Source organism: Demequina lignilytica (genome assembly GCF_030418375.1).
Taxonomy (GTDB): domain Bacteria; phylum Actinomycetota; class Actinomycetes; order Actinomycetales; family Demequinaceae; genus Demequina; species Demequina lignilytica.
In genome coordinates this window covers 186,795-198,339 of record NZ_JAUHPZ010000003.1, presented here as the reverse complement: position 1 = coordinate 198,339, position 11,545 = coordinate 186,795, and the positions used below count along the sequence as shown (strand labels likewise).

Here is an 11,545-nt window from a genome sequence, read left to right as displayed (position 1 = left end):
CCCCGCACGGAGCCGGGCGGCGGGAGCCGGCAGGTGCAGGGCGCGGCTCAGCGCCTCTGGGCCGCCGTGACGCGCAACCCGGAGGCACGTAGCCGCGTGATGAGCTCGCGCGTCGAGACCAGCGTGGCGCCCAGCTCGACCAGCTGCTCCTGTCGGGCGATCGGATAGTCGTAGTGGTCGCGGTCGAAGCCGCGCTCGGGGATCCCCGCCCGGCGCGCGAACGCGTGCAGTTCCTCGAGCGACGCGTCCGAGACCAGGTGCCCCCACACCGTGCCGTGGTTGGGCCACAGCGGCGGGTCGATGAGGATCATGGTCCCGAGCGTACGTCGGACGCGGGCGTGCAGATGAGGACTGAGCGTCCCGGGGGGAGCCGGATCGGGCTCCGATGAGGACTGAGCGTCCCGGGGCGCACAGGATCGGGCTCGGATCAGTACTGAGTGTCCCGACAGGCGGGGGTCAGCGGGCGAACAGCCGGGTCGCAGTCGCCTCCGCGTCCTCGTAGGACCGTGCGGCGGCGCCGAGGGCCTGGGTGATCGCGTCGAGGGCCGCCTCGACCTGGACCTGGGCCGCGCGCCACTGCTCGCGGACGTCGCCGAACGCGGCGGCCGCGGATCCCTGCCAGGAGCCCTCGAGCGCGGTCAGGTGCGCGAGCATGGCGGCGGTCTCGCCGCGGATCGCGTCGGCCGTGTGAGCGGTCCGTGCCGCGGCGGCCGCGACCTCGGCGGCATCGACGTGGAACTGCATGGTGTCCTCCCTGGTGGTGTGGGTGCGCACCACGCTAGGGATCGCGACGGGACCGCGGCGGGCCCGCGCCCGGAGGGGGAGCGGTTCAGGCGGTGTCGTCGGCGGGGGACATCGCCGCGAGGGCCTTGTCGAGGCGCGCGAGCTCCGCCGTGAGGTTCTGCCGTGCCTGGGACTCCCACGTGGCTCCGAGCGGACTCGTGTAGAGGCGCTCCCGGGCCAGCAGCTTCGAGACGATCGCGCGGCGGCTGCGCATGAAGCGCTCGTCGGGGATCGCGGAGTACTCGGCGCGGACGTCCTGCAGGTACGCCTTGTACCGCTGCGGGTCGGCGGCGAGGATCGCGAGGTCGGCGTCCGACAGCACGGCCGCGTCGGTCGACTGGGTCCCGGCGGCGTGCCGCGCGAGACCGTGAACCATGGTCGCGACGGCGTCGATCTTCTCGACCGGCAGTCCCAGCTCACGCAGCTCGAGGCGTGCGAACTCCGCGCTGGCGTCCTCGTCCTCCCCGCCCTTCGCGGCGTACGCGGAGGCCGAGTCCGACGCGAACACCGCGCCGTGGTACCAGGCCGCCAGGCGCACGCAGTGGGGCAGGCGGGTCTCCTGCTGGAGCTCGTCGACCCGCGTCAGGAGCTCGACCAGGTGCTGGATCCCGTGATATCGCCGCGCCGGGTTCTCCCACCGCCGCAGGAGCCGGTCCCCCGCCTCGGCGATCTGCTCCTCGGATGCGGTCGAGCCCGCAGCCGTCGCCTCGCGGACGAAGGCGGGGAGCAGCCAGGCAGGCGTGGTGGCCGCAGACATGTTCACCTCAGACAGGGACGGGGGACTCCGTACGCCTCCAGTGTGCCGACTCAGGGGCGCGGGACGCAAAACCCCGCGCCCGCATCGTCCCGACCCAGGAGCGTCGGGACCGCACGCGCTTCCCGCCCGCTAGAATCGGGTGGGCGCCGAGAGACGGTGCCAGCAGGACGAACGAGGTTGATGTGCCCACCGGAAAAGTGAAGTGGTTCGACTCCGACAAGGGGTTCGGATTCATCGCGAGCGAGGACGGCTCGGAGGTCTTCCTCCACGCGTCCGCGCTGCCCGCGGGCACCACCGTCAAGCCGGGCGCGAAGGTCGAGTTCTCCGTCGCCGACGGCCGCCGGGGACCCTCCGCGCTCTCGGTGACCGTCCTCGAGGCGGCGCCGTCGGTCGCCGCGAACCTCCGCAAGCCCGCCGAGGACATGACCGTGATCGTCGAGGACCTCATCAAGATGCTCGACGGCGTGTCCAACTCGCTGCGCAAGGGGCGCTACCCGGAGCCCGCCAAGGGCAAGCAGGTGGCCGCCGTGCTGCGCGCCGTCGCGGAGCAGCTGGACGTCTGATGGCCAAGGACGCCGTGCTGATCGGAGCCGTCGATCTCGCCCGCGAGGCGGCGATCGAGGCGGCCGGTGACGTCGACGCGGTCGGCGAGCACCTCTCCGCCACCACCGAGTCCGAGCGGCTGGTGACCCACCTGTTCGCCTGCGCCCTGCCGGGCTACCGCGGCTGGGTCTGGTCCGTCTCGCTCGCGCGCGCTCCGCGCCAGAAGGCGGCGACGGTGTGCGAGGCCCACCTGGTGCCCGCGGACGATGCGCTGCTCGCCCCCGCGTGGGTCCCGTGGGCCGACCGGGTGCGCCCGGGCGACCTCGAGCCCTCGATGGTGCTGCCGTACATCCCCGACGACGCGCGGCTGGTCCCCGGCTACGAGGTGTCCGGCGAGGACGAGGACGCCATGGAGATCTGGGAGCTCGGGCTCGGTCGCGCCCGCGCGCTCGGCTCCGAGGGGCGCTCCGAGGTCGCGGACCGCTGGTACCGCGGTTCGCATGGCCCGAACGCCGCCTCGGCGATCGCGTCCGCGTCGCCCTGCTCGACCTGCGCCTTCTTCATCCCGCTCACCGGCTCGATGCGCCTGCGCTTCGGGGCCTGCTCGAACGAGTGGTCGCCCTCCGACGGCAAGGTCGTCAGCGTCGACCATGGCTGCGGTGCGCACTCGGAGACCGACGTCGAGCGTCACTCGACCCAGTGGCCCGACCCCGACCCCGTGTTCGAGAACCAGACCGCGGTCACCGTGGATCTCGAGGAGGCCGAGGAGGAGCCCGAGCCGGAGCCGACTCCCGAGCCGGAGCAGCCGGCGGACGAGGCGGCCGAGGAGCCGACCGAGCCCGCCGACGAGGCGAGCGAGCCCGAGACCCCCGACGACGAGCCCGTCGCCCCCGAGCCCGTCGAGGTCGACGGCGACGTGGTCGAGACCGAGGTCGCGCCCGGCGAGCCGCTGCCCGAGGACGCGGCTGCGGAGACGACCGAGGCTTCTGAGGAGCCGGCCGAGGCCACCGACGCCGCCACGGCTTCCGAGCCGGAGCAGCGCTCCTGACCGCGGGCGAGGGCCCGACCTCCCGCCGGGAGATCGCGCGCTCGCTCCTGAGCCACGCCTACCTGCCGACCTTCCTCGCGGAGATCGGGATCGGCGCGATCCTGCCGGTGCTGGCCCTCAGCGTCGCGGACATGGGGCACACGGCGGCCTTCGCCTCCCTCGCCGTCGCCGCGTACCAGCTCGGCCGGCTGCCCGGCTCGGCGCTCGGCGGCGCCATCGCGCACCGCTGGGGCTCCACGCACGCGGCGATGGCCGCGCTCGCGGTCATCGCGGCGGGCTCGGTGCTCGCCGCGTGGGCACCGCACCTCGCCGTCTTCATGGTCGGCGCCGTGATCGTCGGGCTGGGTCATGCCTGGTATCACGTGGCGAGGCAGGGGCAGATCCTCGCGATCATCACCCCCGACCTCACCGCCCGCTCGCTCACGACGCTCGCGGGGGTCTGGCGCATCGCCAACTTCATCGGCCCGCTGCTCGGTGCCGCGCTGATCGGGATCTGGGGGCTCGCCGCGACCTACTGGATGGGGGCCGCGTTCCTGGTCGCCGCCATCGCGGCGCTGGGCCTCTCCCCGGCCGCTCGCGAGCGGCCGGCCCGCGCGGACGGTCCCCGGATCTCCCTGCGGCTGGTCGCGCGTGAGAACCTGCCCGTGCTGCGCACCCTGGGCGTGACCGTCATCGCCACCGGGGCGCTGCGCCAGGCGCGCATCGCCGTCATCCCGCTCTGGGCGACCCACGTGGGGCTCAGCCCGCAGGCGGCCACCCTGATCTACTCCATCTCGGCGGCGATCGACATGCTGCTGTTCTACCCGGCGGGGGCGGTGATGGACCGCTGGGGCCGGCGCTGGACGGCGATCCCGTCGACCCTGCTGCTCGCGCTCGGCACGCTCGCGCTCCCGCTGACCGCGGGGGCGACTCAGGTCACGATCGCCGCGCTCCTGCTGGGGTTGGGCAACGGCTGGGGCTCGGGCCTGGTGATGACGCTCGGCGCGGACGTCGCTCCCGCGGAGGGCCGCACCGTGTTCACGGGGCTGTGGATGGTGCTGCAGGACGTGGGAGGCCTGCTCGGCCCCGCGCTGGTGTCGGTGGGTGCCCTGATCGCGTTGCCGGTCGGGTTCGTCGCCGTCGGCGGCATGGGGTTGGCGACGGTGGGCGGATTCGTCGCGTGGATCCCGTCCATGCGGTCCCCGGGTCACGTCGCCGAATGAGGCTCCGGAGGCCTAGCGGAAGTTCTCGGTGCCGTACCAGGTGGTGCCGTCGGAGGTGACGGCGAGGCCCGCGCCCATGACCGAGTACGCGGGGTTCATGATGTTCCGGCAGTGTCCCGGAGACCGCATCCATCCGGTGGCCAGCGTCGAGGCGGCGCGGGCCTGGCTGATGCCTGCGGAGCTCGCGGTGACGCCGACGTTCTCCGCCCGGCCCGGTGACGCCGGATTGTGCGCGAGCGCATCCGCCATGCCGGAGGTCGACTCGTCGTCGCGCGCCATCTGTAAGGACCACGACTCGGATGCGGCCGCCAGATCGCCGGACCATGCCAGCGGCGCGATGCCCAGGCGGGCGCGTTCCGTATTCGCCGCGGTGAGCAGGCCGCGGGCGGACGATGCGCCGGTGGGGGAGGCGGGAGAGTCGCAGTAGGCGCGCCAGTCGTCCGGCCCCCAGGACCGGGCGGAGGACCCCGACGCCGTCGATCCCCCCGGCGTGGCCGGCGTGTCCGCCGGCTCCGGCGTCGGCGAGGGCAGCCGCACGCCGATGCCCCGCGAGAGGGGTGCCGGGCTGACCTCGGCGGCCGTGATCGCCTCGGCACCGGCGGTGGCCTCCGGGACGGAGACCACGTCGGCGCTCGCGGTCACCCGCGCATCGTCCTGCGACGCGAGCGACCAGGCGACGCTCCCGCCGACGCCCGCCAGCGCGATCCCGAGCAGGAGGACCGGGAGACGCCGGCCGGCACGGTCGGGCCGCGGGTCCTCCCGCTCCGTGGTCATGACCCCAGGCGGTCCGCGACGTGGTCGATGCAGGCGAGCAGGGCACGCACGTCGTCGGGGTCGACGGCCGGGTAGACGCCGACGCGGATCTGGTTCCGCCCCAGCTTCCGGTAGGGGTCGATGTCGACGATCCCGTTGCCGCGCAGGTGGGTCCGCAGCACGGCGCTGTCGATCGAGGCGTCGAGGTCGATGGTCGCGACCACCGGCGACCGGTGCACCGGATCGGTCACGAACGGCGTCGCCCAGGACGTGCGCTCCGCCCAGTCGTAGATGGCCGTGGACGACTCGGCTGAGCGTCCTGCCGCGAACGGGAGCCCGCCGCCGGCCAGCATCCACTCGAGCTGCGCGCGCATCATCACCAGCGTGGCGACCGCGGGGGTGTTGAGGGTCTGGTTCGCACGCGAGTTGTCGATCGCGGCCGCGAGCGACAGGGACTCCGGCACCCAGCGCTTGGCGGCCGCGATGGCCTCGACGCGGGCGAGAGCCGCCGGCGACAGGAAGGCGAACCACAGCCCGCCGTCCGAGGCGAAGCTCTTCTGGGGCGCGAAGTAGTAGACGTCGGCCTGGGTCAGGTCGACCAGCGTGCCTCCGGCGGCCGAGGTGGCGTCGACCACGGTCAGCGCGCCCTCGGTCCCGGCGGGCCGCAGCACCGGCGCGATCGCCCCGGTCGAGGTCTCGTTGTGCGGCCAGGCGTAGACGTCCACGCCGTCCTCGGCCTCCGGCAGGACGATGCTCCCGGGCTCGGCGGTGCGGAGGGACGACCGCCGCAGGTGCGGCGCCAGGTCCGTGGCCTTCGCGAACTTCGCGCCGAACTCCCCGAACGTGCAGTGCTGGGCGAGCTCGTCGACCAGGGAGAACGCCGCCGCGTCCCAGAACAGGGTGGAGCCGCCGTTGCCGAGCACCACCTCGTACCCCTCGGGCAGCGAGTAGAGCTCGGCGAGCATGCGCCGCACGTCGCCCACCAGGCCCTTCACCGGAGCCTGCCGGTGCGACGTGCCGAGCACGGACGGCTGGGACGCGACCAGCGCGCTCACCTGCGCGTCGCTCACCTTCGACGGGCCCGAGCCGAAGCGCCCGTCGCGGGGCAGCAGGTCGTGAGGGATCTCGATCAGCGCGGTCATGGGCATCATGGTAGCCAGCGGGTACTGGCATGATGTGCCCCATGTATCGCCTGGAACCCACGCTCCAGAACTATGCCTGGGGCATGTCCGGGGTCATCGAGACGATGCTCGGACGACCCGTCACGGACGAGCCGGTCGCCGAGGCGTGGTGGGGGGCTCACCCCAGCGCGCCCGCGCTCGCGACGGCGATGCACGCCGTGCGTGCCGACGAGGTAGGGCTGTACCCCGGGGACGTCGTGCCGCTCGACCGCCTCATCGCGCGCGACCCCGCCGCCATGCTCGGCCACGACGTGGTCGTGCGGTGGGAGCGGCTGCCGTACCTGCTCAAGGTCCTCGCGATCGCCAAGCCGCTGTCGCTGCAGGTGCATCCGACGCTGGCCCAGGCCGACGAGGGCTTCCGCCGGGAGCAGGCGATCGGCGTCCCCCTCGACGCGGCGGCGCGCACCTTCAAGGACCGGTCTCACAAGCCCGAGATGATCGTCGCGCTCACTCCGATGACTCTGCTGGCGGGCTTCCGCAAGGCGCCCGCGGTGGCCGCCGACCTCATGCGGCTGGGCCTCGAGTGCACGCGCGCGTGGGCGGAGGAGCTGAACAACTCGACCGAGCCCACCGTCGCGCTGCGGGAGTACGTCTCGACGGTCCTGACCCATCCCGACGCCGGTGACGCGGTCGCACGCCTGGCCGAGGTCGGCACCGGCGCCGACGCGAGCGAGGGCCTCGCGGTCGCCGCCGCCACCCTGGCCGACTTCCCCGGCGACGTCGGCGCCCTCGTGGCGCTGGCGCTCAACGTCGTGCGCCTCGAGCCGGGTGAGGCCTGCTTCACCGAGGCCGGAGTGGTCCACTCCTATCAGTCGGGCCTGGGCGTCGAGATCATGGCGAACTCCGACAACGTGGTGCGCGCCGGGCTCACGCCCAAGCAGGTGGACATCCCGCTGCTCGTCGCTCTCACCGACGGCACCCCCGGTCCTCCGCCACGCGTCGCGCCGCAGGTCGACGGGCCGGTGACGCACTATCCCGCGCCGGTCGGCGAGTTCGCGCTCACCGTGGTCAGGGACGGGGCCGCGCGGGTCGCTCCGGGCCCGCGCATCGTCCTCGCCGTCGACGGCACGGTCGACGTGCGGGCGGGCTCGGGAGGCCTCGGGCTGCGCCGCGGCCAGGCGGCGTTCGTGCCGTACTGCGACGGCGAGCTCCACGTGGACGCCCACGGGATGGCCGTCGTCGCAGAAGTTCCTTAGTCCTGGTGCCTGGGGTGCCGTTAGATTAGGCGCATGTCACTGCGCATGTCAGTCTTCGGCACCGGCTACCTCGGTGCCACCCACGCGGCCGGGATGGCCGAGCTCGGCCACGAGGTCATCGGCGTCGACATCGACCCGGCGAAGATCGAGAGGCTCGCCCGAGGCGAGGTGCCGTTCTTCGAGCCCGGGCTGCCTGAGCTGCTCCGCAAGCACGTCGAGTCGGGGCGCCTGCGCTTCACCACCGACGCCGCGGAGGCGGCGGAGTTCGCCGACGTCCACTTCATCGGTGTCGGCACCCCTCAGAAGAAGGGGGAGAACGCGGCGGACATGCGGTTCGTGGACTCCGTCATCGAGACGCTCGCGCCGCTGCTCACCCGCCCCGCCGTGATCCTGGGCAAGTCCACCGTCCCGGTGGGGACGGCCGCCCGCCTGGCGGCCCGCGTGCGCGAGCTCGCTCCGGTCGGCGACGAGGCGCAGCTCGGCTGGAACCCGGAGTTCCTGCGGGAGGGGTTCGCCGTCGAGGACACCCTGCGTCCCGACCGCCTGGTGGTGGGGGTCGACAAGGACCGGCCGGGCCGCATCGAGGAGGTCGCGCGAGAGGTGTACGCCGGCGCGATCGGCCGGGGAACGCCGTTCATGGTGACGGACCTCGCGACCGCGGAGCTGGTCAAGGTCTCCGCGAACGCCTTCCTCGCGACCAAGATCTCCTTCATCAACGCGGTCGCGGAGGTGTGCGAGGCCACGGGCGCCGACGTCGCCGACCTGGCGGACGCGATCGGCTACGACGCCCGCATCGGCCGCAAGTTCCTGGGCGCTGGCCTCGGCTTCGGCGGCGGCTGCCTCCCGAAGGACATCCGAGCGTTCATGGCGCGGGCCGGCGAGCTCGGCGTGGACCAGGCGCTGGGGTTCCTGCGCGAGGTCGACAACGTCAACCTGCGCCGCCGTGACCACGTCGTCAACCTCGCCGAGCGTGAGGTGGGCGGCTCCCTGAAGGGTGCGCGCATCGCGGTGCTAGGAGCGGCCTTCAAGCCGAACTCCGACGACGTGCGCGACTCGCCCGCGCTCGATATCGCGGGGCGGCTTCACCTCGCGGGCGCCGAGGTGCGCGTCTACGACCCGGAGGCGATGGGCAACGCCGCCGCGGTGTGGCCCACGCTGCCGTTCGTGGCCGATGCGGACGAGGCCTGCGCGGACGCCGACCTCGTGATCGTCGCGACCGAGTGGAAGGAGTTCCGCGAGCTCGACCCCGCCGTCGTGGCGGGCGAGGTCGCGCAGGCCACGGTCATCGACGGACGCAACTGCCTCCCGGCCGACCAGTGGATCGCGGCGGGGTGGCGCTACCTGGGGCTGGGCCGCTACGCGTCATGAGCGACCTCATCGACACGACGGAGATGTATCTCCGGACCATCTATGAGCTGATCGAGGACGGCGTCACGCCGATGCGCGCGCGCCTGGCCGAGCACCTCGGCCACGCGGGCCCCACGGTCTCGCAGACCATCGCGCGCATGGAGCGCGACGGGCTGGTGCTGGTGTCGGAGGACCGCCACCTCGAGCTCACCGAGCGGGGCCGCGAGCTCGCGACGCGCGTCATGCGCAAGCACCGCCTCGCCGAGCGGCTGCTGACCGACGTGATCGGGCTCGACCTGGCGCATGTGCACGACGAGGCATGCCGGTGGGAGCACGTGATGAGCGAGCGTGTGGAGCGCCGGCTCATCGAGCTGCTCGACGCTCCCACGGTGTCGCCGTACGGCAACCCGATCCCCGGGCTCGGGGAGCTGGGCGTGCCCGAGGGCATCGCGGCCGGGGGCGAGGCGCGGGTCTCGGAGCTGCTGGAGGCCGGTGTGACATCCGTCACACTGACCCGCATCGGGGAGCATCCGCAGGCCGATCTGGAGGCGCTCGAGGCGCTGGTCGAGAACGGGATCCTGCCAGGCGAGACGGTCACGCTGTCCGAGGTACCCCAGGGGGTATGCTTGGCCGTTCGCAAGGATGCCGTCACCGTGCCCGAAGAGGTGGCGCGCCACCTCTTCGGCTTGCCTTCTCAGTGAAGTTTGATAAATTTTCGGTAACAAAGACGGCCTTCATGGCATGGAGACCTACTCCACGGTGCCCCTCACAAGAGGAGACGCTCGAAGATGACGCGAGCGACGGGGTACAGAAACAACGACGCGCACACGGCGCGGAAGGAACAGAAATTGAAGTACGGATACATGCGCGCCCGGACGCGCGCGGTGGCCGCAGCAGCGGGCGCCGCACTCGTCGTGGTTCCCCTCACGGGAGCCGCCGCGGCCGCCCTGGTGACGACCGAGGACGACTCGAACGTCACGGTCCTGGGCTCCGCTCAGCGCGCTGACTACGCCAGCGACGTCGCCGAGATCCCTGCGGTCACCTCCACCGAGGAGTCGGACGCCTTCGAGATCGACACCCCCTCCGTCGATGTCGAGCTCCCGCCGCCGCCGGAGCCGGCCCCCGTCGCCACCACGGCCCGTGCGGCCACGTCCTCAGGGACCAGCGCCGGCACCACGACCACCTCGAGCTCGTCCGGTTCGACCTCGTCGTCCGCCGCCGTGACGGCCGCCATCTCCGGCTCCGCGATCATCGCCGAGGCCGCAAAGTATGTGGGCACCCCCTACGTTTCCGGTGGCTCGAGCCCGTCGGGCTTCGACTGCTCGGGCTTCGTCTCGTACGTCTACGCGCAGTTCGGTGTCTCCCTGCCGCGCTCGTCGAGCGCCTACTGGGGCGTCGGCGTGACCGTGTCGAGCCCGCAGCCGGGCGACATCATCGTCTCCTCCGGCCACGTGGCCCTCTACGCGGGTCCCAACCTGCAGATCGACGCGCCGCGCCCGGGCAAGACCGTCCAGTTCCGCCCGATCTGGCAGTCCAACCCGACCTACAAGCGCATCGCCGGCTGACCGGCGCACACGCCTCACGAGGGCCGTCACCGCAAGGTGGCGGCCCTCGTCGCGTGCGGGCCCGGGCATCGTCATGCCTGGTGCAACCGCGCGGTCGGGGTGATGCATTCCCGCGGCTAGGGTGGATCCCATGAGGACGACGATGGTCCCGAACCTGGGACGCGAGATCTCGCTGGTCGGTCTGGGCACGTGGCAGCTCGGCGGCGACTGGGCCACCGTGGGCGACGATGCGGCGCAGGAGGTCCTCGCGGCCGCGGCCGACGCGGGTACGCGGCTGTTCGACACCGCCGACGTGTACGGCGACGGGCGCTCCGAGAAGGCGATCGGGCGGTTCCTCGCGGGGCGTGCCGACCGGGCCGACTTCACGGTGATCACCAAGATGGGGCGCCGGGCCGAGCCCCATGAGCCGGCGGCGTACACGCTCGACGCCTTCCGCGCATGGACCGACCGGTCGCGCGAGAACCTCGGCGTCGAGACCCTCGACCTGGTCCAGCTGCACTGCCCGCCCACGGCCGTCTACGGCGACGAGCGCGTCTACGACGACCTCCGCACGCTCCAGGCCGAGGGCCGCATCGCGCGATGGGGCGTGAGCGTCGAGCTGGTGGACGAGGCCCTGGCGGCGCTCGAGCAGCCCGACCTCGCCACCATCCAGATCATCGTCAACATCTTCCGCCGCAAGCCGCTCGAGAGGGTGCTGCCGCTCGCGGCCGAGCGCGGCGTCGGGATCATCGCGCGGCTGCCGCTGGCCTCGGGCCTGCTCTCGGGCAAGTACGACGAGCACACCACCTTCGCGCCGGAGGACCACCGCACCTGGAACCGCGACGGCTCGAAGATGAACATCGGCGAGACGTTCTCCGGCATCCCGTTCGAGGTCGGCGTGGCGGCGGCGCGCGAGGTCGCGGCGCTCACCCCCGCGGGCTGGACGACTGCGCAGATGGCGCTCGGCTGGCTCGCGCAGGTGGGGGTGGCGACCATGATCCCCGGCGCGTCCCGGCCGTCGCAGGCGGTGTCGAACGCCGCGGCCGCGGAGATGCCCGCGCTGCCCGAGGAGACGATGCGGGCGCTCGAGGACATCTACGACCGGCACTGCCGCCGCCACGTCCACGACGTGTTCTGAGCGCAGGGACGATGCGGTGAGCGGGTACCCTTGACCGGTACCCCCTCGTACAG

13 protein-coding genes are annotated in these 11,545 nt (G+C 72.8%); 8 read left to right on the top strand and 5 right to left on the bottom strand.

The genetic code is table 11. The annotated features are described in order from the left end of the window. Positions 1 to 47 precede the first annotated feature (47 nt). From QQX13_RS07050 to QQX13_RS07040, 3 genes are all read right to left on the bottom strand, one after another. On the bottom strand, positions 48 to 311 hold the full coding sequence (locus QQX13_RS07050) for a DUF4031 domain-containing protein (protein WP_301118740.1): 264 nt from the start codon (positions 309 to 311) through the stop codon (positions 48 to 50). A 145-nt stretch (positions 312 to 456) separates the two neighbouring features. Continuing rightward, positions 457 to 744, bottom strand: a complete 288-nt coding sequence (locus QQX13_RS07045) for a WXG100 family type VII secretion target (RefSeq protein WP_301118741.1) — start codon at positions 742 to 744, stop codon at positions 457 to 459. Between the two features lie 85 nt (positions 745 to 829). Further along, positions 830 to 1,540 (bottom strand): HD domain-containing protein, encoded by a 711-nt coding sequence (locus QQX13_RS07040; protein WP_301118743.1) that lies wholly within the window; start codon positions 1,538 to 1,540, stop codon positions 830 to 832. 182 nt (positions 1,541 to 1,722) lie between these two features. Between QQX13_RS07040 and QQX13_RS07035 the strand changes: the two genes are divergently transcribed. Genes QQX13_RS07035 through QQX13_RS07025 form a run of 3 tightly spaced genes read left to right on the top strand, consistent with a single transcriptional unit; the run spans position 1,723 to position 4,333 of the window. Continuing rightward, positions 1,723 to 2,103 (top strand): cold-shock protein, encoded by a 381-nt coding sequence (locus QQX13_RS07035; RefSeq protein WP_301118744.1) that lies wholly within the window; start codon positions 1,723 to 1,725, stop codon positions 2,101 to 2,103. Beyond that, positions 2,103 to 3,131 carry a DUF3027 domain-containing protein gene (locus tag QQX13_RS07030; protein ID WP_301118745.1) on the top strand — a complete coding sequence of 343 codons (1,029 nt, stop codon included), beginning with the start codon at positions 2,103 to 2,105 and terminating at the stop codon, positions 3,129 to 3,131. Before QQX13_RS07035 ends, QQX13_RS07030 begins: the two co-directional genes overlap by 1 nt. Beyond that, entirely contained in the window at positions 3,128 to 4,333 is a 1,206-nt protein-coding gene (locus tag QQX13_RS07025) for an MFS transporter (protein ID WP_367281268.1), read from the top strand. The genes QQX13_RS07030 and QQX13_RS07025 overlap by 4 nt, the downstream gene beginning before the upstream one ends. 12 nt (positions 4,334 to 4,345) lie before the next feature. Here QQX13_RS07025 and QQX13_RS07020 read toward each other — a convergent pair whose 3' ends face one another. Beyond that, positions 4,346 to 5,107, bottom strand: coding sequence for a CAP domain-containing protein (locus tag QQX13_RS07020; protein WP_301118746.1), 762 nt, complete (start codon positions 5,105 to 5,107; stop codon positions 4,346 to 4,348). After that, positions 5,104 to 6,234, bottom strand: a complete 1,131-nt coding sequence (gene serC, locus QQX13_RS07015; RefSeq protein WP_301118927.1) for a phosphoserine transaminase — start codon at positions 6,232 to 6,234, stop codon at positions 5,104 to 5,106. The genes QQX13_RS07020 and serC overlap by 4 nt, the downstream gene beginning before the upstream one ends. Before the next feature lie 35 nt (positions 6,235 to 6,269). On the opposite strand from serC, the gene manA reads away from it, so the two are divergent. The 5 genes from manA to QQX13_RS06990 all read left to right on the top strand — a co-directional run bounded on the left by manA (position 6,270) and on the right by QQX13_RS06990 (position 11,492). Continuing rightward, positions 6,270 to 7,463 (top strand): mannose-6-phosphate isomerase, class I, encoded by a 1,194-nt coding sequence (manA, locus tag QQX13_RS07010; protein ID WP_301118747.1) that lies wholly within the window; start codon positions 6,270 to 6,272, stop codon positions 7,461 to 7,463. A gap of 33 nt (positions 7,464 to 7,496) precedes the next feature. Further along, entirely contained in the window at positions 7,497 to 8,831 is a 1,335-nt protein-coding gene (locus QQX13_RS07005; RefSeq protein ID WP_301118748.1) for a UDP-glucose dehydrogenase family protein, read from the top strand. Beyond that, positions 8,828 to 9,511 (top strand): metal-dependent transcriptional regulator, encoded by a 684-nt coding sequence (locus QQX13_RS07000; RefSeq protein ID WP_301118749.1) that lies wholly within the window; start codon positions 8,828 to 8,830, stop codon positions 9,509 to 9,511. The genes QQX13_RS07005 and QQX13_RS07000 overlap by 4 nt, the downstream gene beginning before the upstream one ends. A gap of 147 nt (positions 9,512 to 9,658) precedes the next feature. Next, positions 9,659 to 10,375 carry a C40 family peptidase gene (locus tag QQX13_RS06995; protein ID WP_301118750.1) on the top strand — a complete coding sequence of 239 codons (717 nt, stop codon included), beginning with the start codon at positions 9,659 to 9,661 and terminating at the stop codon, positions 10,373 to 10,375. A 130-nt stretch (positions 10,376 to 10,505) separates the two neighbouring features. Further along, positions 10,506 to 11,492: an aldo/keto reductase gene (locus QQX13_RS06990; protein WP_301118751.1), complete on the top strand. Its 987-nt coding sequence runs from the start codon at positions 10,506 to 10,508 to the stop codon at positions 11,490 to 11,492. Positions 11,493 to 11,545: the final 53 nt, after the last annotated feature.

Excerpts from the sequence above, each read along its gene's own strand:
- QQX13_RS07050 (WP_301118740.1), bottom strand. The coding sequence starts at position 311 with ATGATCCTCATCGACCCGCCGCTGTGGCCCAACCACGGCACGGTGTGG.
- QQX13_RS07045 (WP_301118741.1), bottom strand. The coding sequence starts at position 744 with ATGCAGTTCCACGTCGATGCCGCCGAGGTCGCGGCCGCCGCGGCACGG.
- QQX13_RS07040 (WP_301118743.1), bottom strand. The coding sequence starts at position 1,540 with ATGTCTGCGGCCACCACGCCTGCCTGGCTGCTCCCCGCCTTCGTCCGC.
- QQX13_RS07030 (WP_301118745.1), top strand. The coding sequence starts at position 2,103 with ATGGCCAAGGACGCCGTGCTGATCGGAGCCGTCGATCTCGCCCGCGAG.
- QQX13_RS07020 (WP_301118746.1), bottom strand. The coding sequence starts at position 5,107 with ATGACCACGGAGCGGGAGGACCCGCGGCCCGACCGTGCCGGCCGGCGT.
- serC (WP_301118927.1), bottom strand. The coding sequence starts at position 6,234 with ATGCCCATGACCGCGCTGATCGAGATCCCTCACGACCTGCTGCCCCGC.
- manA (WP_301118747.1), top strand. The coding sequence starts at position 6,270 with ATGTATCGCCTGGAACCCACGCTCCAGAACTATGCCTGGGGCATGTCC.
- QQX13_RS07005 (WP_301118748.1), top strand. The coding sequence starts at position 7,497 with ATGTCACTGCGCATGTCAGTCTTCGGCACCGGCTACCTCGGTGCCACC.
- QQX13_RS07000 (WP_301118749.1), top strand. The coding sequence starts at position 8,828 with ATGAGCGACCTCATCGACACGACGGAGATGTATCTCCGGACCATCTAT.
- QQX13_RS06990 (WP_301118751.1), top strand. The coding sequence starts at position 10,506 with ATGAGGACGACGATGGTCCCGAACCTGGGACGCGAGATCTCGCTGGTC.